Source organism: Salibacterium qingdaonense, from assembly GCF_900114715.1.
GTDB lineage: Bacteria > Bacillota > Bacilli > Bacillales > Marinococcaceae > Salibacterium > Salibacterium qingdaonense.
Map to the genome: position 1 here is coordinate 16977 of NZ_FOTY01000020.1, position 25035 is coordinate 42011.

Consider the following 25035-nt stretch of genomic DNA (forward strand, 5'->3'; position numbering starts at 1 on the left):
GAGACTCTTACGAAAAGAGTCTCTGCATCGCTTTGGCGATTTCATGTATCGTATCTTCGGCCTGCGGGTAGCCGCCGATTTTATCAATATACCCGTGATCCATGCCCTGGTACTGGATACGCGTGACAGGTACCCCGGCAGCGGCAAGCTTTTCGGCATACGCTTCCTCTTCCAGCCGGAGAAAATCATATTCGGCGCTGAAGATGAGCGCCGGAGGCATCCCGCTCACATCCTCCGCTGCCAGCGGGGATACATAAGGGGTGTCCGGTTCTGTTCCCTGCAGATACGAGGAGCGGAACAACGGTCCCAATGCCTCTAAGGCACGTATTCTCTGTTCGACAAGCTCCGGGTGATAGTGAATCTGATAACGGTCCAAGCTCCATGTGTAGTGCTTTGACTCAGCGTATGTCAGATGAACGACCGGATAAAGCAGTGCCTGAAATGCGATCATTCCAGTGCCCCGTTCTTTATCCAGAAGCGCACATACGGTGGCGAGGTTGCCGCCGGCGCTGTCCCCGGCTACCGTTATCTGGTTCTGATCTGCGCCCAGTTCTCCGGCACGGGCATGTACCCATTCCACCGCGGCAAAGCTGTCGTTCACTGCCGCGGGGTAAGGGTGCTCCGGAGCCAGCCGGTAATCCACCGACACCACAACCGCTCCGGCTTTTTCTGCCAGCGCTTTACACGGATTCGCCACGGCCTCCACACTGCCGCCGATGAACCCTCCTCCGAAAAAATAAACGATGACCGGACGGGGTCCTTTTTCTTCCGGTGTATACACCACAGCCGGTATCGATCTATGTTCGGCAGGTATCAACATACGTTCCTCCGATACAGTGCTTTTCGTCACGTCTTGATTCGGCCGGCCCATGTTCTCCCGTATCGTCTCAATAGAAGGCACTTCCTCGTTCTCCCTATCCGGCATATGCTCCGCATCGGCAAGCACCCGCGGGTCGAGATCCCCTGTCCGGTCGAGATCCGGAATGCCTTTGTATACCTCATTCACTCCATGGACCTTCTGCTTTTCTGTCATCTCTGCCAACCGCTGCACCATCGTTTCATAAGATGCCATACGTGTGTCCTCCCTCTTTTGGTTTCTTCTGCCGCTTAGAATATTCCCCGTACCACCGACAGAAGAAACATCAAGCAGTACCAGCACGGGGGACCATCACTCAAATCATCACAGTTTGAGCCTGAAAGGATTATTGAATCCGGTACCTTTTTATCACACCGGATATCACCGCTGCCCGGCAGCTGGATTTACATCTGCAGAGGTCTTGGAACGAGTACGATACCCGTTCGGTTTATGAATCAGAGCCAGATGACGGTGGTTACCATCGAAGGAGAAGAACGATAGATATAACAGCACTTGACGATAAGCCGGGAAAGAAAAACACTGGGCGGCAGGGTAAAGAGAAGCACTTTGGGGAGAGGTGCATGGGGATCAGGTTCGGAGGCTTTTCAGGTATTCGATGTCTGCTTCATGATGAAGAGACCGCTCCGATAACTTTTCGAGCGTACGCTGCCGACTTCCTATGAACGCCTCAAGTTTTTCATAACTTTCCGGAATGCTCATAAGTTTTTTCTCTATGCGCTGCTGTCCTTCTTTTAATTCTTCACGCACATCGCCTATTTCTTCTTTTAATTCTGTGCGCACAGATCCTATTTCTTCTTTCCATTCAATGCGTACTCCGCCTATTTCATCCTTTAATTCAGTGCGTGTTCCACTCATTTCATCTTTTAATTCCGTACGCATCCCGCTCATTTCACCTTTTAACTCGTGGTGCACACCCGTGATATCGTTTTTCAGTTCCACGTGCACACCTGCGATATCGTCTTTGAGCTCCATCCGCACACCAGTGATATCTTCTTTTAACTCTGTACGCACATCCGCGATGTCGCTTTTCACCTCGTTACGGACACTACCCATTTCTTCTTTTAATTCTGTACGCGTGCTCCCTATTTCATCCTTGAACGCCATGCGTAGATTCTCATTATCATCTTTGAATTCCGTACGCACATCCGTTATCTCTTCTTTTAATTCGTTCCTCGTGCTTGTGATGTCTGCTTTCAATCCGGCTTCCATCGTTGACATGCCGGTTCTTACCGCAGAAAGTTCATTCAGAATACGGTGCAGCATTTCTTCCATCTTTCTTCTTCCCTTCTTCTTGAGGTTATCCCCATTATACCACAGTCCCGATGAAAAAATAGAAATTCTTATTATCTCTGCCGCATCACCGGTATCCGTGCTATCATACAATCAACGCAGGTATTTTCCTATTTTTCAACAAGGATGGTCCTTTTTATGACAAAGAAACGCTGGCTGCTCCTGATTCTGGTCATTGCCGCCGTGGCCATCGGGGCAAAAAGTTATTACGACACGAATGTCCTTCACACCGGGGATGTGACGTTTACAACCGGGGAAATCCCGGCAGATACATCGATCCGCATGCTCCAGATCAGCGATGTACATAATAAACAATTCGGAGGGGACAATCAGGCCCTTATCCACGCGGCAGAGAACGCAGATCCGGATATGATTGTCGTCACAGGCGATCTCGTCGATAAGGGAACCTCCAGCATGGAGCCGATGCTGCAGCTGATGGAGGCGTTGACCAATGTGACGGAGAAGATTTATTTTGTCACGGGCAATCATGAATACGATAACCCCCACACCCAAACGCTTCTTGAGGGGCTGAAAGAACGCGGCATCACGATCCTCGACAATACGAACAGACAGGTCGAAGTGAACGGTGCTGTGATCAACCTTGCCGGTATTGATGACCATTACACGAACCACGACAACATGACCGGCGCGTTCCAGGGCATCAACGAGGAGCATTACACGATTCTCTTGTCCCACGCACCGCTTGTCGTCCGGGATGAAACGGCCGCCCGTGCCGACCTTGTCTTAAGCGGCCACACCCACGGCAGGCAGGTCCGTTTTCCTATCATCGGGGGACTCATCTCACCAGGTGAAAAACTGTTCCCGACATATGACAAAGGAACGTATTCCTTCGCCTCCGGCAGCCATCTCTACATCGACAGCGGCCTCGGCACCAGCGTCCTGCCGATCCGCTTTCTAAACCAAAGCCAGATGACCGTCGTGACGGTGGAAGGACAAACGTAAAGAAGACATTCTGATAATGGATGCAACCCCATATTTCTTCCTCCTCTTTCCTTTTATATGTTATTATTTCCTTTGATTCATATGTTTTGAGAACACGAGCGTTTGGCGGGAAAATAGGAGGGATTTTTTGCAAAGAGTGATAGAGTGGATGTTTGGTAAACCGGATAAAAGCAGCACGGTTTCGCACATCAGTTATTGGATGTTTACAGCAGGGTACATAGCGATACTCATTCTAGCCGTGCTGTCCCCCGTTCATTGGGCGGCTGTGCTTTTCGGGGCTGTGTTACTTCCTGTTTTCTTTCGACTCGTCAACAGATTGAACCGTCTTATACGACAACATATCAACATGAAGGTATTTTTCATCACAGCGTCGGTATTCACTTTTCTTCTCGCCATCGGTGTGACGGCATTTCTGTACTTTTATGCTGATAATGTAACCGTAAATGCCAGCAAGAGAATGACAAATGATACCGTTACAGTATCCATCGGTACGCTCCGGGGGAATTATGATGTAACGGAAGTCGGGACAACTAAAGGAGGAGGAACGCTTTTCATTCCCTATACAGCATCGGTTGGCGAAGGAACCATCACCTTGTCCGCTGAAACAGAGGACCAGGTATTATGGGAACAGGAAATCTCCGACTCCCGGGACGGAACCATGCAGATCCAGGGATTCATCACAGACGGCTCGTTTGATATACAAGTCGCCGCCGAAGAAGCAAGCGACGTCTCCGTTGAACTCAAGAACCCTTAAATCACAGGGACAAACGGCCTTGTCCCTGACTAAAAGGGCAGAAAGGGGAGTGGATGATGAACCATTTTAAAAATAAGCGCTACTGGATACTGATGCCTCCCTTTTTTATCATCGCAGTGTTTTTCCTGCTTTTTCTCCCATCCGAATACAGCGACTATGCTTTGATACCTGTCATCGTATATTTTATTACGTTTACTATCTGGAATTATTCTGCCAAAACAAAAAACGAAAATAGCGAAGGGAATGACCTGTCTTAACATCAACAAATCATAGATATAGACCGTTTCCTCTATGTTCAAATAAAAAGGACGCACTATTTAATCAGCGCGTCGATTTCTGGAGGAATTTGTTTTGATAAAAATAGGAACCCTGATCTTTTTCATTTTACTTGCAGGCTGCAGCAGTACAGAGCAGCATGTATCTTTTAGTGAGATTATGACGAACCAAGACATTGATATCACGAAAATAACGATCAGCACAGTTACAGAAAATGGAGTGACGAAACCGGCAAATCAAATAGAAGTAAGTACTGAGGAAAAGATGCAGCACATCATATCAACTCTTAACGATGCTGACTTCTATAAAACAAATGACCCCGAAACCATGCAGAACCTGCAGAATCACAGTCATACTCCAGGCAATATATTCATCTATTTTGAAAAAGAAGGCCAGTCTACAAGTGCAAATAATGAATTTTTTGGATTAACAGCATATAAAGAGAAAGAAAAAGCAACACTTTACACAGAAGACGGATCAGAAACTTACTACTACAGCAACATTGATTTCAGCGAGCTGAAGAAAACGGTAAATGCTTTAGAAAATTGAAAAGATTCCGGTCTCATAAGTTCCTCCTGCGGAAGTAATAGCGAAGCACAGACTCTCTCGAACACGAATATTTCCCCTTCTTCTTCCATTCCAAAAAATAAAGAACATAACCAATATCACGGACGCGGGCTGGAACGGTTCCTCTGCCTCTTGAAACTATACTAAAAATTATCTTGCTTTCTTTAACGGGAACAGGTATTCTTAAGGAGAACAAAAGTGGAACAATTTTTGGAACATATATCTGCCCCTTACTCCTTCGAAAAAATGCAGGGAGAGGTGAATTATATGAAAGAAAAGCTGGAAGAAGAGCTGGAAGAAGCACTAGAAGAACTTAAGATTTCATGCAGGGTACAGGGATATGTAAAAGGTATGGATGTGGGTAAATACATGGAAAATCAAAAGGTGAAAAAAGAAATCGCTGAGAAAATGCTGAAGAAAGTCATGGATGTGGAAACGATAGCTGAAGTGACCGGCCTCACAACAGAAGAAGTGCTTCGATTGAAACAATAAAAGCGTTATAAACGATTGAAAAGATGGATGAAACCCCTGATATAGTTCACAAAGTAATCTTCCTATATTTTTTGGCTGTTTTATTGTGAATTTCACCATCCGGACCGGCATTGATCACCCAAACCTGTACCCTGTCGCCTTCAGCAAGATCACGGAATGCATCGGCACTTCCAGTAAACTCCGTATCTTCATTTACTTTGACGGTGTAAACAGGATAAGATGCATCCGGATTCCTATCCTCTTCAGGGTACACTACTTCTATACTATTTTCATTAACCTTCTCAATATCGCTGGTATAGTCGGACTCTTCCTTTCCACAGCCAAATAACGAAAGCAGGAATACGAAGCAGAAAGCTACCATTATTTTATTCATATTTCTCTGCCCCTTTTATGAGTGTAAACAGCCCGAGAACCCTTTTCACTGTAATACGGTATTCCCGCAACCTTAAATAAGACCCCCGTCTCTTTGCGGATGCAAAAGGGACGAGGGTCTTAAAAGTGTCAGCCGAACCGCTGATGGATAAACCTAGTTATTCAATGATGCTTTCCGTTCTATTCCTGTTTGTGCAGTTCAAGTTCAAGGTTAATTTTCACATCTTCCCCGACAAGAACGCCGCCTGTTTCCACCGCAGCATTCCACGTGAGTCCGAATTCTTTGCGGTTGATCGTTGTTTCACCGCTGAAGCCGGCGACCATGTTTCCGCTGATCGGATCTTTACTCTGCCCTTCAAAGGTGACATCCAACGTCACTTCTTTTGTCGTACCGAGCATGGTAAGATCGCCTGTGACATCAAAACGGTCATCCTTTTTCTTCTGAATATCTTTCCCAACGAATGTGATGGTTGGATAGTTCTCCACATCGAAAAAGTCACCCGATTTCAAATGGCCGTCCCGATTTTCATCGTTCGTATTAATACTTGCAGTATCAATGGACGCTTCGATTTCGGCATTCTCTAAATCGTCCACATCCGCTTTTAACGTACCCTCGAAAGTGTCAAACGTGCCTTTCGCTTTTGAAATCATCATATGCTTCACGGAGAATCCAATTTCACTATGTACAGGATCGATAGACCACACTGTTTTTGCCATACCTGATTCCTCCTCATTACATTATCTTCAATTCAATATAAATGTAGCATGAACATACGGTTCAAGTAAACTAAAATATACTAAAAAATTCGATAAATCAGAAAATACATGCACAGTGTTCCTTCACCCGATGAAACGACTGCGTCACTTTTGTTCGTCCACCGCGTCTCTTATTACCTTTACCCCGTATTCCATGTCCTCCAGAGAAGAACTGGTGAAAGACAACCTGGCGTATTGATTATGGTAATAGCTGTAGATGAAGCCTGGATTTATTAAGACACCCGTGTCCACAAGCGCAGAAAACAGCCTCCGAACGTTTATGTCATCTGCAAACCGCACCCAGATGAACATGCTGAGTACGGCATTTGATTTGTACCACCAATGCAATCTTTTTTACCAACGAATGCAGCGTATTTTACCACTCTCTGCATTTGTCTTTACCATTCCACTGCCTCCTGTATACTTAGTGGGCATGCCTTACGGCATGACATTAGGAATACAGGAGGTTTTTTATGTTTCCTTATCGTCGAATACTGGAATTACAAGGTGAAGAAGAAAGGAGTTTACGAAGCATTGCCGCTATAACTCATCACTCCCGGCAAAAGGTGACAGAAGTCATCCGACTTGCGGAAAAACGGGGGTTGAAGTGTCCATTGGATGAAGATATGACGGATCCCTGGATTGAAGATTTTCTTTATCCTGAGAAAAAATTAGAAGATTCAGGGCGGCATGTGATTGATTTTGACTATTTGTATGCTGAACTGGCTAAACCGAATGTAACCTTGACGCTGCTTCACGAGGAATATAAGCGAGAAGCACAGGCTCAGGGCAGGATCCCTTATGCCTACCGGACATTTACCGAACACTATCACCGCTTTGCTCAAAAATATAAAGCAACGATGCGGATTCGTCGAAAGCCGGGAGAAGCATTGGAGGTGGATTGGGCCGGATCCACGTTGTTTATCACCGATCCTGATACGGGAGAAAAAATCAAAGTCTATGTATTTGTAGCGACACTTCCTTGTTCTCAGCTTTCGTATGTAGAGGGTTCTTTATCCATGGACTTAGCAGCCTGGATTAAACTCCATCAGCGCGCATTTGCCTACATGGGAGGGGTGACTCAAATCATCGTTCCCGATAATCTGAAAACCGGAGTCACCAAACACACATTCAAAGAGTTGGTGTTAAACCAAACATATGAAGACATGGCACGTCATTACCAATCTGTTATTATACCGGCCCGAGTCAGGGCACCAAAGGATAAAGCCAGCGTGGAAAGCTCCGTTAATACCGTTTCCACGTGGATCATTGCTTCTTTACGAAACAGTCAATGTTTTACGTTGGAAGAGTTGAATCAAGAGATTCACCAAAAGCTCGAAGCGTTTAATCATCGTCCTTTTACAAAAAAAGAAGGATCGAGATGGTCAGCGTTTATGGAGGAGGAGAAATTCGCCCTTTCCCCTCTTCCCGCTAAGCCGTATCAGATGGCTGAATGGCGGACGGCCAAGGTTCAGCCCGATTACCATATCTCGGTGAAGAGCATGTTTTATTCCGTTCCCTATGACTATATTAGGAAGCAGGTCGATGTAAGAGTTTCAGACACGGCAGTAGAAGTGTATTTTCATCACATGAGAATAGCCTCTCATCCAACATTATATGGGAAATACGGTCAATATTCCACCCTGGCTGATCACATGCCGGCTCATCATAAACAGTATGCCGAACAAACACCGGCCGAAGCATTGGACTGGGCAACGAAAATAGGAGAGTATACCCTCCGGGTTGTAACATATCTGCTGGACAGCTACACCATCGAAAAACAAGCTATGAAGTCCATTTTTGCCTTAAAGAAACTGGAACGCACCTATTCCGTTCAAGAGATAGAACGAGCTTGTCACATGGCGTGTCACGTTACAAACCGACCTACGGTCAAAAGTATCCAGACCTTAATCAAAAACAATAAAAGAGAAACCAAGCAGAAAACGTTAACGCAGAAAAATCAAGAAGTTGATGCGAAGCACGGTTTTACCCGCGGTGCTTCTTATTTTGGAGGGAAACGTAAATGAACCAGCAGAATATCAATAAACTAAAAACCCTAAAACTATCAGGCATGGCGGAAGCCTATGAAACGCTTCTTTTAAGGAAAGAAAACAGAGAGATGGATTTTGACACGCTATTAGGCATTTTGATTGATCATGAGGAATCCCAACGTAAAAATAACAAATTACACCGCCTTCTGAAACAAGCCGGCTTTCCAGAAGAAGCTTCGATAGAAGATATTTTATATTATGAGGATCGGAAGTTGGATGAACATTTACTACTCCGTTTAGCCGCGGGGAACTATCTTCTGGATGGCCGAAACGTTATATTAAAAGGAGTATCCGGGTCCGGGAAAACATGGATAGCTACAGCTCTTGGAGTACAGGCATGCCGCCAGTTTTTTCAGGTTCAGTATACAAGACTGCCTGACTTATTAGAATCATTTAAAGTAGCCAAATATCAGCAGAATGACAGCTACGTTAAATTGATGAAAAAACTGTTGAAGGTGGATCTACTGATCCTTGATGAATGGCTGCTTCATGCTTTGACCAATGAAGAAGCAGCTCTTCTGCTGGAAATCATTAATGCCAGGCGTCAGGCTAAACAATCTACGATATTTTGTTCCCAATTCGATATTGATGGATGGTATGAAAAGCTGGGAGACGGCACCTTGGCAGAAGCCATTCTCGACCGTATTGTCCATGATTCGTATGACATTTTCATTGACGGAAAGATATCTATGCGAGAACGTTTCGGCGTTCAACAAGAAAAGGAACAGGAAGAGAACAACGCTCTCTTTTAGAAAATAATAATGAAAACGGGTGAAACCATAAGAAGACTGGTTTCACCCGTTTTTCGAAGCGTGGTAAAAAGAATCGCATAAAGTGGTACATTTATCCGCAAAAGGTGGTAAAAAAGATGGCATAAGTGGTAAAAGTCGTCCGCCGTACTCACATGCCTCCTTCGGGAATCTCCCAGGTTGCAGCATCAGCTATGTATGTCTCCAAAAGTTGGGCCAGCGTGTCTCGTCTGTCCCGAAGTTTTTTTCTCAGCGTGTTCAGGTGCTCGTCGTATTTTCCTGTTTCAAGAAAATCATACATGGCAAGCTGCGGGAGATAACTGGTGCCGTAGTCCAGCTGCATCCGCAGATCACTCAGCTTCTCCATGACATCTGCCGGGCCTGTCATCCAGCCGACTCTAAGCGTTGGCGCCATCGTCTTGGAAAAACTTCCGATAAACAGCGTATGCCCGTTGTGATCGAAAGATGCGATGGGTGGCTGCGGCTCCTGGTCGATCCATAAATCCCGGAAGATATCATCTTCTATGACAGGCATTTGATAATCCCGCGACAGCTCCACCAACTCTTTTCGGCTTTGATCATCCAGCGTGGTTGTTACCGGGTTTTGAAATGTCGGATTGACATATAACATAGACGATCCCTTGTTTTTGGACAAATCGTCCCGCAGGTACTCCGTATCCAGCCTCTGTTTCTTAAACGGAATGCTTTTCAGCTGCATACCGGATGTTCGAAAAACATGCAGGGAATGAACATACGAAATCTGCGGTGTGTAGACGGTGGCCCCCATCTGCAGTAAGCCAAGCGTTATTAACTGCAGCGCCTGCAGCGCACCGGATACCGGCAGTATAGTGTCCGGACTGGAAGCAATCCCCCGATCCTTCAAATAGGACGAGACCGCTTTTCTGTATCTATAATCCCCCGTGCCGTCATCATATCCGTAATGATGATACGTCGTCTCCAGCGAGCAGAGCGATTCATCAAATAAACGCTTGGGAAACAGCTCCTCGTGAAGCTCCCCCTTGCCTAATTGTATGATCGAATCATCCAGCTCCAGCTTGTTTATTTTTCTCACGATGTCGTGGTTCGTTGGATGAAGACTGTACTTTGAAAAGTCCGTCCAGTTGACAAAGCGCTTTGATAAGGTGGAGGCATCATAATCCGAAACGTACGTCCCACTTCCTGTTTTCGATTCTATGATTCCTCTCTCTTTCAACACATCCAGCGCATGAATCACCGTGCTCCGGTTCACCCCGAATGCAGCAGCCATCTCCCTTTGGGTCGGAAGTTTCCGCCCGGCGGACCACTCCCCTTCTGCTGCTTTCTTTTCGATGTATTCCACAATATCCCTGTACGTCGTACCTGATGGATTCATATTTTCACCCTTGATTGGTTGGCATTGCTTTCACGGAAATGGTTGATTCCAATTCTTAGTAACTATTTTACCATAAGAGCTGTAAGATCAAATACACCTTCTAATCGTAAGGATGATGAACAAATGCCTCTTCGTGTACTATCCGCCTATGCCGCAGCGATTATTCTATGGGCTTCCGCGTTTCCAGCTATACGCGTGGGACTGGAATCGTTTGGCCCGTTCCATGTATCGATGCTGCGGCTGCTGATTGGTTCCACCGCCCTGGTCATCGCTGCCGCAGTCACCAAAATGAAACTTCCGGAACGAAAAGACCTTCCCGCCATTTTGATTCTCGGATTCCTGGGCTTTTCCGTCTACCACACGTTTCTTAGTATCGGAGAAAAAACCGTCAGTGCCGGAGCAGCGAGTTTCCTCGTATCGACCACGCCGCTCCTTTCCGCGCTGCTTGCCAGGCTTTTCTTAAAAGAAACCTTTGGTACATACGGATGGGCCGGTTCTATCACGGCATTACTCGGAGTGTTTCTTATCTCGTTCGATGCAGGGGGAGGTTTTACCTTAGAATGGGGGGTGCTGATGATTGTAACGGCAGCTCTGGGGGAGAGTGTTTATTTTGTCCTGCAATCGAACTATCTGACAAAGTATGGGTTCATTCCATTTACGACGTACACCATCTGGGCCGGAACCCTCTTCATGCTGATTTCCACCCCCGGTGCGGCGGAAGCTGTGCAGCAGGCCTCTATGGAGAGTTTACTCACCGTTTTGTATCTCGGCCTGTTTCCGACCGTAATTCCTTACTTCGCCATCGCATACGCCACATCAAAACAAGGCGCATCGGAAGCCACCAGTTCCTTGTACCTCACCCCTGTCCTGGCCATCATCATCTCCTGGGTGTGGATAGGCGAAACACCCACCCTTCTATCGATCGCAGGCGGTGTTATCGTTTTAGCCGGGGTCTCCGTTTCTACTTTATACACAGGGAAAGGAAAAGAACAAAAGTGATAGACTCAGCATAACATTTCCTGTTAGCATAAATTGTAACAAAATGGCTCATAAACAAAATAAAACCACAGAGGTAATGCTATGAATCGGGCAGAAAAGGACAATCAAAAAAATATACTGCATAAGAACAACGTTGGTCGCTGCCCTTACTTTATAAACCTTTTTTAATCTTCAACATGGAATTAGCGTTTACCTGAAATTCATATGATACTTTAATTTCTTCAACGGAACACCCATTATTAGTAAGGTAATCCAGCAACTTATCTAAATGCCTATATCTTTTCCCTTCCAAATCAACTAAGGGAAAAATGCGGATTTCCTCTTTAGAAACTCTTAATAACTCATTTATTGTTTCGATATGAAATGGATAATCTAATCGGTCCGCATACATAAATAAAAAGTGAGCGGAAAGAAGAACGTCAAACTCTTCATCTTTAAACGGCATGGAAGGTAAGGTGACGGGAACGTATCGTTCGCTAAAGTTCCTCATATCATTAGAACATTCCTCTAATGCGCTTAAGCGGTATCTTCTGAGGCCATCTATGTCTTTGAAATAGTCCCAAATATAATTCTTTTCTGCTTTTTTCATGTGTTCCATCGCATGTTCGATATCTTGTAGTCCTTTATTTTCAAGTTCTTCTCCTGCATGATCGTATGCAATATCACATGCAGTGACATCTAATCCATTTTTTTGTCCCATTGCAGTAAAAGAACATGCTCCTGCAGGACAATCAAGTATTCTTTTTCCTCTCAGTTCTTCCACCGAAAGAGAAAACATATCCAAATACTCTTCGTAGGTTCTCCCAATAAAAACGATTTTCTCTAAGTCTAACTTTGTACTCTGCTCAACTCTGCTCATCTATACTCACCTCTATTCAAGATTATACTCATAGTAGCATAAGCATCGTCCTAAAAACACCCATCCTTGAATGAGGGAATAGAGAAATCAGAAAACCGCAGGGCGGCATGAATTATTGCATGAGACGGATGAGTTTAATAATTTCTTTATCTTCCCCGGGGTTGATTCTTATTGTTTCTGTATTGTCGATAATCTCTGTATAAACTTCTCTGCCGGCGGGATTCTTTCCGTCCCAGCGTAACGGCACATTATACTTATTAATCGTACCGTCCCCGTTGCTGCTGTAGGTAACGGATCCGTCCACCAGGCGGGCTCCCGATAACTGCACCACATCTTCCGGGTACACCGCGCTCGTTTCATCGTCCGGGTTCAACGGCTCCCCCGATGAAATATGCCGGACGTACAAAGCCTCTATCTCCTGGTTCGCGCCCAGCTGCCGCCACACGCGGGCGTATTCGATGTCTTCCGAAGAAAACTCCGACAGGGCATCGTCTTCTTCCCTCTCAGGCTGTTCGGCAGCATCTTCCGCTGCATCCATAGAAGCTTCTGCATCAACATTCTCTGATTCTGCGGCTGCCGGCTCCTGCTGCTCTGTTGTTTCGTTATTATCTTCGTTCTCATTGCTGCTTCCTGCCTCGTCGCTGCATGCCATAAGCAGGAATGCCGTTGGAAGCAGGATCGTTCCTGCTATGACTAATTTTCTCATTTCCATACACCTCGTCCTGATTTGTGCTGGTTTATCGTTGACCACTCAGTCCCTTCAGGTATCTCTCAAAAGAAATAAATGACTCAATTCAACAAATCCAGAAGAAACATAGCCAGAAGAAGGAGAAGAATGATAAGCCAGCTTCTTTTACTCAGGTCCTTAACCTTTGTCCTGATCCTGTCATTTCCTATTTTAACATATCCTCCCTTAACTTTTTGAATTTCTTTATCATGAGGTTCTTTCATTAAAACGCCTCCTCCATAAACATAGACCACAGCATCAATACACCATCTTCCACTTACAATTATTTCAAACTTTTCTCTTTGGAACAATAAGATTTTCCATCTCATACTCCATGGACAATGGGCAACTGCCGATGTATCTGCTTCTTACTTCTTCGGAAGAGGGGAAAATCCGAAGAGATACTTCAACTAAAACTAGTGTTCTTTACGGTGCCTTTAACCATAACAAAGCCCCATCCACTTTTAACGGATGGGGCTCTGCCTGTTATCTCTAAGGCGTCAGTCTTCTACCTTCGAAAGTTCGATGATCTCGCACTGATACTCTTCATTCAATGGCCATATAAGTCCATGATTCATCCAAAACGCACCGGTGGCCGTTGTACCATCAGAGGAGTAATAGCGGGCGTTTTCGTCCAGACCTTTTACCTTCACCTGAACCGGATGAGGACCGAAAGATAAGCCATTTTCCAACAGGAATACAACAGAACGACTGCCGTCTTCCCTCACGTACTGCATGATTTCCGTTTCCTTCTTTGGATGAGTTGCCGTTAAGCGGTAAGCAAGGCCTTCCTGAATCACCGGCCGGATGTGTTTGTAAAAAGTAATCCAGTGGGCGGCCTCTTCCTTTTCTTCCTTCGTCCATTCATGCAGATTGCCACCAATACCAAGACCGCCCATCATAGCGGAATGAAAGCGGTATTTCAAAGGAACCGTGCGCTGATTCAGCCAGTTAGGGGAATCAGTGACCCAGCACATCATGGTTTTCTGGTGATAGGCGTAGGAACACCCGCGCTGAATGGAAAGCCGGTCCCGGGCATCGGTGTTATCGCTGGTCCAGAACTGATCCGTCCGCTGCAGAACACCGAGATCAATGCGGCCGCCTCCTCCGGAACAGGTTTCCACCAGCACGTGAGGATAAGCATTCTTGATATAGTCAAACACGTCATAAAGACCTTCCACATGTTCATGCCATAACTGCTTCTGCTCTCCCACACCAGCGCCTATCCGGCCAACTTCCGACAACGAGCGGTTCATGTCCCATTTAATAAAGGAAATATCACTGCTTCCCAGGAGCTTGTCGAGCATATTTTTCACATAAGTACGTACATCTTCCCGGCCGAACTGAAGCACCAATTGATTCCGGGCTGTCGTCTGATCCTTTGTCGCAAAATGATACACCCACTCCGGGTGCTCTTGGAACAAGCGGCTGTCTTTGTTCACCATTTCCGGCTCCAGCCAGATACCAAAATCCATCCCTTTTTCTTTTACATAGGAAATCAATGGGTCGAGGCCGTTCGGAAATTTATCCTGATTTACTTCCCAGTCTCCAAGACTGGATTGATCCGAGTTTCGTTTACCAAACCATCCGTCGTCCACAACGAAACGTTCACATCCTATAGTTGCTGCTTCATCTGCCAATGCTTTTTGGTTCTCCTCGGAAACGTCAAAGTACGTGGCTTCCCAGGAGTTATATAACACTTTTCGTTCTGCTTCCCTGTGCGGCTCCGGCATTATATGTTTCCTCTGAAAACGGTGCGCCTGATGGCTCATACCCGTAAAGCCTTTCGAGGTATATCCAAGATAAAATACCGGGGTTGGAAACGACTCTCCCGGTTGAAGCACCTTCATAAAATCAAAATCATTAATGCCTCCGCACACATGAATAAATCCATGGGCATCCTTTTCTACATGAAGATCCCAGTTTCCGGAATAGGCAAGGTGTCCAAACCAGACATCTCCACTGTCTTCGCCAGCTCCTTGATCAATCGCAAACCACGGGTTCGCATGGTGGGACGTGTTTCCGCGGCGGCTGTCGATCGTTTTCCTTCCTTCCCGGATCTCTTCCTGAATAAGCTGAAACTCCCCCACCCATTTCCCTGCAAGATGGGAGAGGTTATACCACGAGGCAGGCGGCAGAGAAACCTGCATGGAACGGGCGGCTTCTATATATAAAGCTTCTCCCTTTATGTTTGTAATGGTCTGACTTCTGGCAATGATGTCATCCTGCCGAAAGACGTCATACGTTACGTCCACTTGATACCTGCCAAGGGAATCCTGGAGCTTGATAACAACCTGCTGCTTCCCTGAATCTTCAGCGGCTATATCCAGACCGGCGTATTCCCACTTAAATCCTCGTTCTCCCGATGCAGAAGAGGCTTTAAGAGTAGGTTCTGTATACACCATTTCTCCCCAGGGAATATAATCATACCCCATCACCCCGCGCGTTGCCTCAAAAGAGGAGGGAGAAAAGACAATGGACTGCAGCGCCTCGTAATCCGCTGTTTCCGGAAGCTTTTCCCCCCAATAGACATGCTGCAGGTGACCATGTTTATGAATATCAATAACATACGCCGTCTCTTTGGTTTCCAGTACCAGACGCTGTTCGTTCTTTAACTGAAAAATACCCATTTGCTCCACTCCCCATTTAATTTTCGCAATGTTGCACCAGCAGCATACTCCCGAGAGCCGGAAGCACCATACGCTCCTGAAAATATTCACCTGTTGCTGGTTCCGTCCACGTCCCTGGTGGGAGCGTTATTTCACCGGCTTTTTCTGTATCGTGGTTCATGATAGAAATAAAATTCTCCGACTTTCCTTCACGGCGGACCATCTCCACGTTCTTCGGTGTCTCCATTATTGACACACCAGCATCTTCAAACATATCGCGGTACAGCGTGTAAAGGAAATCCGTATTTACTCCGCATCCAATATAATAAACCTTTCCTTCTCCAACGCTGTTTTTCGTAATGGCTGCCCGCTCATCCACCCATCCGTCCCGGTAAACGGCAAGTGTTTCCGCTGTATCAGGTACCAAATAATCACACCATACGTGTGCCTCCGCTTTTTCACCTGCTACAGCCCCTTTTACTCCTTCAATAACAGCATAATTGTTCTCACGGATCGATTCGTATTCGTGTATTTCCGCTCCAACCAGTGCAGCAAGAGACCCCGGAAGTGTCTTTTCCGTCACAATATTATCGGCGTCTTTCACCCCGGTCCGATACGTAAATACAACCGTTCCGCCGGAGCGGACGTAATACTCGAGCTTCTCCTGAAAACCAGGCTTTGTCAAAAAGTAGAGCGGAACAATGATCAGGCGGTACCTGGAGATATCTGCATCCTCCCGGATCATGTCCACCGGTACGTTCCACGCGAAAGCCGGCTCATAAAACCGCAGTGCTTCCTGCGCATAATCAAACTGATCGGACTGAGGCTGAATCTTCCATGCCCATTCGTTTTCCGGATCATGGTAAAAGCCGATGTCAGCCGTTACCTCCGCTGTTATCCAGCGGTCTCCGACTGTTTCGAGAGACTGTATCACTTCTTTTGTTTCATCAAACTTTCGGCGCGGAACACCGTCATGGTCCAAAATCCCGTGACAAAACTGCTCCGTCCCAAACCGTGCTGCACGCCAGCGAAAATAAACAATCGCCTCTGCTCCCCGGGAAATCGCCTGGTACGTCCACAGCTTCAAATGCCCGGGGCGCGGGAGGTAGCCGATTTGACTCCAGCCCTGGGCACCGGACAGCTCTTCCATAACCCAGTAGCCGGTTTCCTGCTTTGTACCTCGGCACAAATCGAGCTGGCGGGCTGTTGCGGCCGGAGGTATCGGCTCCGCCAGCCCTCCCCAGACCGGATAGTTATCAAATGAAATGAAGTCCAGGTTCTCCGCCATTTTTTTCTGATCCAGGGCCAGGCCGGAATAGACAAAATTATGTGTAATAAACTGAGAATCAGGAATCCAGGTACGAAGCGCATCCACCTGCAATTGGTTGTAGATGTCGTAAGCATCCGCACAGAACCGATCAAAATCCAGCAGCAGGCTTGGATTGTGTTCCTGATAGACCGGAAGAGGAACAGGGATCTGCTCCCAGCTCGTGTACACCTGGCTCCAGAATACCGTTCCCCATCGTTTATTGACGTTTTCCAACGTGCCGTACTTTCTTTCAAGCCACTGCCGAAATGCACGCGCGTCTTCCTCACCGTAACTTCTATCGGAAGCTTCATGACCGTATTCATTATCCACCTGCCAGCCTATAAGCGCGGGATGATGACGGAAATGCCGGCCCATCGCTTCTACGATCTGACGGGTCTTCCCTTGATAGGTTCGGCTGTTCACCGTGTAATGACGTCTAGCTCCAATGGAAACGGTTCTCCCGTTTTTATCGACCGGCTGTATTTCCGGATAGGCTTCAACCATCCACGGCGGCGGAGTTGCGGTCGGTGTGCCCAGTACGACAGCCATACCGGCTCTATCAAAACGATCCATTACATCGTCAAAGAGGCTGAAATCATAGCACCCTTCTTCCGTCTCCATCAGAGACCAGCCGAATTCTGCCATCCGGACGACATTGATCCCCAGTGTCTTCATTAACTGTATATCTTTATCCCATTGCGTCCTTGGCCACTGCTCTGGATAGTAATCGACTCCTATATACACATTCAACCCCCTGTTTTTCACGATTGCCGGAGCATCAATTCACTACTCAAATAAACTTTTTTCGGAACCTTCCGCTCTTCCTGAATCCGTTCCAGTACAAGATCAACTGCCGTTTCCCCCATGAGCTCCGTATAAATTTTAACGGAGCTGAGAGGTGGAAAGAGATATTTGGAAACCGTGATATCATTGATTCCGATCAGGCTGACGTCATCAGGAACGTTTAAACCTGATTCATGCAGAGCACGCAGACAACCGACAGCCATCGGATCATTTGCTACATAAAAGGCTCCCGGGAGTTCTTCTCCCAGCGTGTGTATCGCCTTTTTCATCTGTTCGTACCCGGAGTCTACGGAAAAATCGGCGACAAAAATGAACTTTTCCTGGAGCAGACCAAGTTCAGCCATATAAGATCTGTAATACCGCTCCCTTAAATCTGTCATCGGTTCCGTCGTATCTTTGAATGTTTCATAGCCTCCGATAAACCCAATTTCTCTATATCCCTGTTCCACGTAGTGATCAATAATCATCTTAGAAATACGTTCGAAATCCACCAACACGGCGTCGGATGCTGTTTCATCGGGATTTGAATCGACAAACACTATTTTTTTCTCCAGCTTTTTCAAGGCTTGAACCTGATCCTGATTAAAATGGCCGACCGCAATAATCCCTTCCACGTCGGCTTCAATCTGCTCCAATTCGCCTTCTCCGTATTTCACCAATTTCACATTCGACATGTCGGCTCTTTTTTCAATCCCAAAGCGGATAGCCATATAATAGATATCATCGAGTTCTTCCCGATCATCCACCCAATGCAGAAACGCAATGGTACGAACCTCTGTCTTCTTTCCACGTACTTTTTGATAGGACAGTTCTTCTGCGGTTTCAAATATCCGTTTCTTCGTCGTATCTGCCACTGATAGGGCTTTATCATAGTTCAGTACTCTTGATACGGTGGATGGTGATACTCCTGCCCGGTCTGCTATTTCCTTGATCGTGGCCATGTTTTCTCCTTTCCATGCAGCAGCATTTACCCGAGATCCGGCTCAGGGACGAGGGACAGCGATGGTGTAGAGTGTCCCTCCAATTCGAGGACCTGTATTTTGTTCTCTCCTTCCTGCAGCAACGGCGCAGGAAGATACAAGGTTTTTTGAGGACCTATTTCCCAGTAACGCCCCAGGTTGAATCCATTAATCAGGACATTTCCCTTTTTCCATCCGTCTAACTGGACAAAGGTGTCCGCCGGGGTCTCCACGGAAAAGCTCCCTTCAAAAAATTTAGGGAACCGTTCATCTGTCTGATGGTGAAAGTCCAGCACGGGTTCTTCCAGCTCAATGGAGTACATTTCCCAGTCAAACGTATACCTGTTTCCAATCCACACGTTTTGAATAAGCCCTTTTCTCTCGGATAAATACTTTCCATAGTTGACTCTTCCCATATTCTCTATAAAGATTTCGAAGGTGTTGCTCTCCTCTGGAAAAAAGAGATCCACCACTTTTTTTGTATCGTTTCGGTAGTACGTATATTGATACACTCCGTTAATGTAGAGAAAGGCGCGGTCCTGCATCGCATCCAGCTCTACAGAAAACATCCCTTTCCCTTCAAACGTCGTGCGGTAAAGAACAAATCCGTAGGACTGATCCAATTCTTCCATCGTTAATGGAGTGACGTTCTTTCTCCTGGCGGAAACGGTAGAAAGGGTGTCAAACAGACTCACGGATTGGGACAGTTCGACCTTACGCTCCGAAAGCCGAGCAGGTTTTTCTTCGGGAATCATTTCGACGTCCTGTCCTTCTTCCGCCAGGATACGCTGTACCGTCCTGAACTTTTCCGTAATCTCTCCGGACTCGGTCAGCAGCGCATCATAATCATAGCTCGTAATCGTCGGTTCATACGTGTCATAGTGATTGGCTCCGTTGTAAAACTGAAAATTGGTCCCGCCGTGAAACATGTAAACATTCATGGACGCGCCCATGTTCAGCATCCGTTTCAATACGTCGCCGGTGCTTGCCGCGTCGCGGGTATGGTGAGGATGCCCCCACGCGTCAAACCAGCCGATCCAGTATTCCATACACATGCGGGGCTCTCCGGGTTTCCACTTTTCCAGTTCCTGAAACGCTTCTTCCGGCCGGGAGCCGAAGTTTAACGTCGTCCACTCGTCACGAAGGGAACCCGGTTTGCTCATATCCGGACCGTCTGACGTAAACAGCAGCTCCCGTATGCCATGCTCATGATACATGCGGCGGATGGCTTCCAAATATGTTTTATCATCCCCGTATGCCCCGTACTCATTTTCTATCTGAAACGCGATCACCGGGCCACCTTCGGAGTACTGATATGTCTTGAGTACCGGAAGCAGATGATCGTAATACTCCTTCAAATGGGCTAAAAACACCGGATCCGAGCAGCGGAAACGCAGATCAGGATCTTTCAGGAGCCATGCGGGAAGACCGCCCATCTCCCATTCTGCGCATATATAAGGCGAGGGACGTAAAATCACATACAGTCCCATCTCCTCCGCCAGCTGGATGAATCTTTCTACGTTGTGCATTCCTTCCAAGATGAACCTTCCTTTTTTCGGTTCATGAAAGTTCCACGGAATGTACGTTTCCACCGTATTGAATCCACCTGCTTTCAACTTTTCCAGGCGGTCCCGCCAATACCCCTCGACGATGCGGAAGTAATGAATGCTTCCGGAAATGATGCGCAGCGGTTTCCCGTCCAAGTACAAACTTCCTTCTTTTGTTTCAAGCATTGGTCGAACATCCTTCCTACTTCACAGCACTTCCCAGCATGCCGGAAATAAAATGCTTCTGCAGTATAAGAAATACAATAATTATTGGTACGGTTGCTAAAGAGATTCCCATCATCATCTGGCCGTAGTCTGTGTAGGACACCCCATTCAACGTTGACAGCGCTACCGGGAAGGTGTACATTTCTTCCGTACGTATCGCGACAAGCGGCCACATAAAGTTATTCCACTGGTACATAAACAAAAAGATGGACGTTGCCGCAAGAGCCGGTTTCATGGATGGGAGCACTATTTTTGTGAAGATTTTAAACTCGTGGGCTCCATCCAACCGTGCGGATTCCAGCAGCGAATCCGGAAAGGCAAGAAAGTTCTGCCGCATGAGAAAGATCGCGAACGGATAGCACAACTGCGGCGCGATCAGCGCGAAATACGTATCCAACAGCCCGTAAGCAGACATCATTTGGAACAACGGGATGATCGTCGCCTGATACGGAATCATCATAGAGAGAATCATGATAATAAAAATCGTGTTCCGCCCTTTGAACTTAAATTTTGCAAAAGCATATGCCGCCGCTGTACTCACAATAAGGGCAATCACTACGTACATACCTGCGACAAAGAGGGAATTGAACATGACCCGCCAGATCCCCACCGTGTCATTCAGATTCACGAGATTCTCCATGAACTGATTACCGAACGTAAGCGTAGGCGGACTTGAGATCATTTTATCCGAAGGATTCGTCGAACCGACAAGCATCCAGTAAAACGGAAAAACGGAAATGATCAGAAATATGGTTAACAATGTATACATACCCAGTTTTCCTAGAAATCGCTTCGTAGTCGACTGTCTCATGATTTATCCCCCGTGAATTTAAATTGGCCATAGGAAAGGATAGCCACTAAAACAACTACGACATAGGCAACAGCACTTCCATAGCTGAAATCAAAGTATTCGAAGCCGTTTTCGTAAATATAGAGGCCAAGGGTCATGGTGGAATTCCCCGGTCCGCCGCCTGTCAGGTTAAACGGTTCATCAAAAAGCTGCAGCGTTCCGATCGTGGAGAGAATCCCCGCAAACAGAATGATAGGCTTCAAACTTGGAACAGTGATAGAAAAGAACTGCCGGATTTTTCCCGCTCCATCAATGGAAGCAGCCTCATACATCTCTTCAGGAATATTCTGCAGACCGGCCAGGAAAATAATCATGTTGTACCCGACCCACCGCCATGTCATAGCCATGACAATCGAAAGTTTTGCCCAGACGGAATCAGACAGCCACGGAATGCCGTCCATACCGATATAACCGAGCAGTTCATTAAACAGCCCGTTATCCTGCATCATAATAGAAAACAAAAGCGAATACGCCACGAGAGACGTAACGGCCGGGAGAAAAAAAGAAACCCGGAAAAGTGCCTTTAACCTCAGCAATTGACTATTCAGTACACTTGCAAGAATCATCGCAAGCATCAGCATAAGCGGAACCTGCAAAATGAATATAATGAAGGTATTGGATAATGCGGTCCAAAAAATACTGTCATTTAAAAGACGGGTATAATTGGACAGCCCCGCAAACGTATAGACCCCATCTTCTTTCTGGTGAAAACTTAAGTAGAGAGAGGCAATAATCGGATAAGCCGTAAAGATCAAAAATAGTATCACTGCAGGTGCGATAAAAAAATAGGGAGCTTTTGTCTGTTTCATTGTTCACCCAGCCTTCTTCGCAGATTGCGGAACAGGAAAGAATAAAGGGCAGGAAAGTGCGCCCTTTATTCTCTTACCTTTTAATTGTTAATCCGGTTCGAAAGACGTTCTGCTGCACTCTCAAGTGCTTCCTGCACATCATTTCCTTCTGCAACTTCGGACTGCGCTGTTTCCGCTTCATCACGGGCTACACTATAATCACCAGTATAGTTGGCCGGCGGAATCTCATCCATCATGCCGGCAAACATATCCCAAATCTGCTGATCGCCGAAATAAGCAACCGGCTCGGTGAACGCCTCTTCATCGTATATCGTATTCAGAGATGGAAACAGACCGCCTTCCATCGCTGTCAGCTGTACGTCTTCAGAGGTGGAAAAGAACTCCATGAATTCATACGCCAGATCCGGGTTCTCTGTATCGGCATTGATCATAAAGTTGCTTCCTCCAAGGTTCGCGGCTCTGTTTCCGCCTTCTTCAAATGCAGGCAGCGGGAACACGCCCCATTTTCCTTCAAGATCCGGTGCCTGTTCTATCAACGAACCAGTGAGCCATGCTCCACTCGGCGCCGTAGCAACTGTCCCATCAGCCAGACCGGCGAGCCAGGCATCCCAGCCGACTAAATTCTCATTCAACCCTTCTTCATCCAGCGTCTGAACGACTTCCATCGCCCGAACGGATTCGTCGGAAGTTAAATGGATGTTATCTTCCTCATCAAAATAGAACGTTCCCTGCTGATTCAGCATCATCCGGTAAACACCGTCATCGTTGTTTATATCGATCCCTGTCATCGCTACATCAAGTTCATCACGCAGAACGTGTCCCGCTTCAATAAAATCATCCCACGTTTCGATCTCTTCGGCATCAATGCCTGCCTCTTCAAACAAATCCGTCCGGTAGAAAACCCCGCCCGGACCCGCATCAAAAGGCATGCCGTAAGTGCTTCCATCTAAAGTGAGCAGCTCGTTCTTAAATTCAGGAAACTTATCACCATGCTCTTCCTGAAAACCATACTCATCTAAAGCAAGAAAAGCATCTGAAAAATTATTCAAATATCCCTGCACGCGGTCGTCTTCAATCAGCATAATATCCGGAAGCCCTTCCCCCTGGGCCTGAAGCCCTGTGGTGATTTGTTCGTAAACATCAGGAGTACCCTGCTCCCTGATATCCAGTTCAAATCCCGGATTCTCTTCGGCGAACCGCTCCGCCGCTTCTTCCATAACCGGAATATTAATATTCCATGCCCAGGCCGTCAGCGTCTTCGTAGAATCGCCGCCGTCATTCCCTTCTGAACTCGAATCTTCTCCGCCACTCCCACTGCAGGCCGCCAGCACAACCGCCGACGACGATAAAGCCAGTAATAGTCTTTTCAAAATAAATCCTCCCCCTCAATAATGCAATAATGAAAGCCTTTTCAATTATTATAGTAAACACGTTGCGTAAATATGTCAATAAAATTTAGTAAATGTTTTATTGTGTTTTTACCCTGTTTATCCCGAAATGCTTGAACAAACAAAAAAAGGAATGGAATCACGACGATAATGACCGTATGTTAAAATAGTACATTCAAACAATGACAGCTTATACGCTAAAACAACTCAGGAGTGAAAGAACATGGACAAAAAAGATATAGCCGGGATACGCCGGCAGTTTAAGATGGATAATGATTTACTGAAGATCTCTGACATCTTCAATGTATATATCATGAAGGAAACGACGGAAATATATCACCAACAGAGTCAGCCGTTTGAAATGCTTACCGAGGAGCAGCAGGAGCTTTTCATGGACAATTTCAGGAAAGTGCTGACAGGCCAGCTGGATGAAAAATTATTTGAATTAAAATTTAAGCGTGACGCAGAAAACTCCAGCCAGCTCATTCTACATAAAGGCCTTTTAAGCAGTGACACGGAAGACTGGAAAGAACAAATGCTGCATATGACGCAGAAAATGATAGAAGATCATCCGTCTGAAAAAGATATTGTCATCACCTTCATTCGTGCGGAATACTTAAAGCCAACAAAACAACGAAATGATGAAACGGAAGAAAGTGACCGCGACGCGGTTTACTCCAATCCCTTTATTCTCTGCAGCATGAATAAAACGGAAGACCCGAAAAAAGAAATGCAGTTCGATTACATTGAGAAGGAGTTCAAGTACAAAATCGAAACAGATCCCGTCATTGACCTGAAACATCCAATATCCGGATTTCTTTTCCCGTCCATTACGGATGGTGCTTCTGATGTGAACCACGTTCTCTACACCGCGGGAAAAGCAAATGAGCCGGACTATCGATTCATCGAAGAGGTGTTGAACGGAGAGGAAATCAAGACGGCCAAAGAGGATAAAGCGGTGTTCGAGGAAGTCATCAAAGACGTTGTGGGCGGCCAGGTTACCCCCGCCACCCTCGCAAATGTGTATGGAGAAATTAACCGCGTCGTCGAAGAAAATGAAGAAGATACGCCGCCAACGCTCGATTACAAAGACGTCGGCAATGTGCTGAAACAGAGCGGGGAACAAGTGGATCCAGAAAACGTGAAAACAGCGTTCCAGCGGGCCGTCGATAATGATACCCATGAACTGAAAGCAAGCAGTATCGTCCCCAAATACAACTCTAAATCCATCAAAATCAACACCAAAATCGCCAACATCTCCATCAGCCCGCAGGACCTTGAGTACGTGAGGCAGGTCAACTATCAGGGGAAACGCTGTATAATGATTGAAGTCGATGAGGATGCAGAAGTGGACGGTTTTAAAATGCTCCCGGAAGCTTTTAATGAATAAATTGCCTCTATGTTTTTCTCCGGCTAATCTATTTTGATTAC

At 46.4% G+C, this 25035-nt stretch carries 24 protein-coding genes; 9 read left to right on the top strand and 15 right to left on the bottom strand.

Annotated elements, in window-relative coordinates; genetic code table 11:
- Positions 1-7: 7 nt before the first annotated feature.
- Together BM058_RS13345 and BM058_RS13350 are read right to left on the bottom strand one after the other, a co-directional pair.
- Positions 8-1072 carry an alpha/beta hydrolase gene (locus tag BM058_RS13345; RefSeq protein WP_245736998.1) on the bottom strand — a complete coding sequence of 355 codons (1065 nt, stop codon included), beginning with the start codon at positions 1070-1072 and terminating at the stop codon, positions 8-10.
- 372 nt (positions 1073-1444) lie between these two features.
- On the bottom strand, positions 1445-2149 hold the full coding sequence (locus tag BM058_RS13350; protein ID WP_090927552.1) for a hypothetical protein: 705 nt from the start codon (positions 2147-2149) through the stop codon (positions 1445-1447).
- Positions 2150-2305: 156 nt separating this feature from the next.
- On the opposite strand from BM058_RS13350, the gene BM058_RS13355 reads away from it, so the two are divergent.
- The 5 genes from BM058_RS13355 to BM058_RS13375 all read left to right on the top strand — a co-directional run bounded on the left by BM058_RS13355 (position 2306) and on the right by BM058_RS13375 (position 5219).
- Positions 2306-3130 carry a metallophosphoesterase gene (locus tag BM058_RS13355; RefSeq protein ID WP_177195560.1) on the top strand — a complete coding sequence of 275 codons (825 nt, stop codon included), beginning with the start codon at positions 2306-2308 and terminating at the stop codon, positions 3128-3130.
- A gap of 127 nt (positions 3131-3257) precedes the next feature.
- Positions 3258-3884, top strand: a complete 627-nt coding sequence (locus BM058_RS13360; protein ID WP_143083029.1) for a hypothetical protein — start codon at positions 3258-3260, stop codon at positions 3882-3884.
- A gap of 56 nt (positions 3885-3940) precedes the next feature.
- A complete protein-coding gene (locus BM058_RS13365; protein WP_090927555.1) occupies positions 3941-4141 on the top strand; it encodes a hypothetical protein in 201 nt (66 codons plus the stop codon).
- A gap of 94 nt (positions 4142-4235) precedes the next feature.
- Complete coding sequence (locus BM058_RS13370) at positions 4236-4709, top strand: hypothetical protein (RefSeq protein ID WP_090927556.1); 474 nt, start codon at positions 4236-4238, stop codon at positions 4707-4709.
- Between the two features lie 216 nt (positions 4710-4925).
- A complete protein-coding gene (locus BM058_RS13375) occupies positions 4926-5219 on the top strand; it encodes a hypothetical protein (protein WP_090927557.1) in 294 nt (97 codons plus the stop codon).
- 46 nt (positions 5220-5265) lie between these two features.
- Here the strand turns inward: BM058_RS13375 and BM058_RS13380 are convergent, their stop codons facing one another.
- Both BM058_RS13380 and BM058_RS13385 read right to left on the bottom strand, forming a co-directional pair.
- Complete coding sequence (locus BM058_RS13380) at positions 5266-5592, bottom strand: hypothetical protein (protein WP_090927558.1); 327 nt, start codon at positions 5590-5592, stop codon at positions 5266-5268.
- Positions 5593-5771: 179 nt separating this feature from the next.
- The gene (locus BM058_RS13385) at positions 5772-6308 is read right to left on the bottom strand and encodes a YceI family protein (RefSeq protein ID WP_090927559.1); all 537 of its coding nucleotides are present in this window, start codon (positions 6306-6308) and stop codon (positions 5772-5774) included.
- Between the two features lie 512 nt (positions 6309-6820).
- On the opposite strand from BM058_RS13385, the gene istA reads away from it, so the two are divergent.
- Together istA and istB are read left to right on the top strand one after the other, a co-directional pair.
- Positions 6821-8374 (top strand): IS21 family transposase, encoded by a 1554-nt coding sequence (istA, locus tag BM058_RS13395; protein ID WP_090927561.1) that lies wholly within the window; start codon positions 6821-6823, stop codon positions 8372-8374.
- Positions 8371-9150 carry an IS21-like element helper ATPase IstB gene (gene istB, locus BM058_RS13400; protein ID WP_090927562.1) on the top strand — a complete coding sequence of 260 codons (780 nt, stop codon included), beginning with the start codon at positions 8371-8373 and terminating at the stop codon, positions 9148-9150. The genes istA and istB overlap by 4 nt, the downstream gene beginning before the upstream one ends.
- Before the next feature lie 148 nt (positions 9151-9298).
- Here istB and BM058_RS13405 read toward each other — a convergent pair whose 3' ends face one another.
- Complete coding sequence (locus tag BM058_RS13405; protein ID WP_090927563.1) at positions 9299-10519, bottom strand: aminotransferase-like domain-containing protein; 1221 nt, start codon at positions 10517-10519, stop codon at positions 9299-9301.
- 123 nt (positions 10520-10642) lie between these two features.
- Here BM058_RS13405 and BM058_RS13410 point away from each other — a divergent pair, with 123 nt between their 5' ends.
- On the top strand, positions 10643-11518 hold the full coding sequence (locus tag BM058_RS13410; RefSeq protein ID WP_090927564.1) for a DMT family transporter: 876 nt from the start codon (positions 10643-10645) through the stop codon (positions 11516-11518).
- Positions 11519-11669: 151 nt separating this feature from the next.
- Here BM058_RS13410 and BM058_RS13415 read toward each other — a convergent pair whose 3' ends face one another.
- From BM058_RS13415 to BM058_RS13455, 10 genes are all read right to left on the bottom strand, one after another.
- Positions 11670-12377 carry an SAM-dependent methyltransferase gene (locus BM058_RS13415; RefSeq protein WP_090927565.1) on the bottom strand — a complete coding sequence of 236 codons (708 nt, stop codon included), beginning with the start codon at positions 12375-12377 and terminating at the stop codon, positions 11670-11672.
- Between the two features lie 112 nt (positions 12378-12489).
- Complete coding sequence (locus BM058_RS13420) at positions 12490-13083, bottom strand: hypothetical protein (protein ID WP_245736999.1); 594 nt, start codon at positions 13081-13083, stop codon at positions 12490-12492.
- 83 nt (positions 13084-13166) lie between these two features.
- Entirely contained in the window at positions 13167-13433 is a 267-nt protein-coding gene (locus BM058_RS18025; protein WP_143083030.1) for a hypothetical protein, read from the bottom strand.
- A gap of 171 nt (positions 13434-13604) precedes the next feature.
- Positions 13605-15734: an alpha-galactosidase gene (locus tag BM058_RS13425; RefSeq protein ID WP_090927567.1), complete on the bottom strand. Its 2130-nt coding sequence runs from the start codon at positions 15732-15734 to the stop codon at positions 13605-13607.
- Between the two features lie 16 nt (positions 15735-15750).
- Entirely contained in the window at positions 15751-17766 is a 2016-nt protein-coding gene (locus BM058_RS13430) for a beta-galactosidase (RefSeq protein WP_090927568.1), read from the bottom strand.
- Positions 17767-17783: 17 nt separating this feature from the next.
- A complete protein-coding gene (locus BM058_RS13435) occupies positions 17784-18767 on the bottom strand; it encodes a LacI family DNA-binding transcriptional regulator (RefSeq protein WP_090927569.1) in 984 nt (327 codons plus the stop codon).
- 26 nt (positions 18768-18793) lie between these two features.
- Positions 18794-20518: a glycoside hydrolase family 35 protein gene (locus tag BM058_RS13440; protein WP_090927570.1), complete on the bottom strand. Its 1725-nt coding sequence runs from the start codon at positions 20516-20518 to the stop codon at positions 18794-18796.
- Positions 20519-20534: 16 nt separating this feature from the next.
- Positions 20535-21368: a carbohydrate ABC transporter permease gene (locus tag BM058_RS13445; RefSeq protein WP_090927571.1), complete on the bottom strand. Its 834-nt coding sequence runs from the start codon at positions 21366-21368 to the stop codon at positions 20535-20537.
- Positions 21365-22216, bottom strand: coding sequence for a carbohydrate ABC transporter permease (locus BM058_RS13450; protein WP_090927572.1), 852 nt, complete (start codon positions 22214-22216; stop codon positions 21365-21367). The genes BM058_RS13445 and BM058_RS13450 overlap by 4 nt, the downstream gene beginning before the upstream one ends.
- An 80-nt stretch (positions 22217-22296) precedes the next feature.
- The gene (locus BM058_RS13455) at positions 22297-23586 is read right to left on the bottom strand and encodes an ABC transporter substrate-binding protein (RefSeq protein ID WP_245737000.1); all 1290 of its coding nucleotides are present in this window, start codon (positions 23584-23586) and stop codon (positions 22297-22299) included.
- A 241-nt stretch (positions 23587-23827) separates the two neighbouring features.
- Between BM058_RS13455 and BM058_RS13460 the strand changes: the two genes are divergently transcribed.
- A complete protein-coding gene (locus BM058_RS13460; protein ID WP_090927574.1) occupies positions 23828-24994 on the top strand; it encodes a DUF4317 domain-containing protein in 1167 nt (388 codons plus the stop codon).
- The last annotated feature ends 41 nt before the right edge of the window (positions 24995-25035 follow it).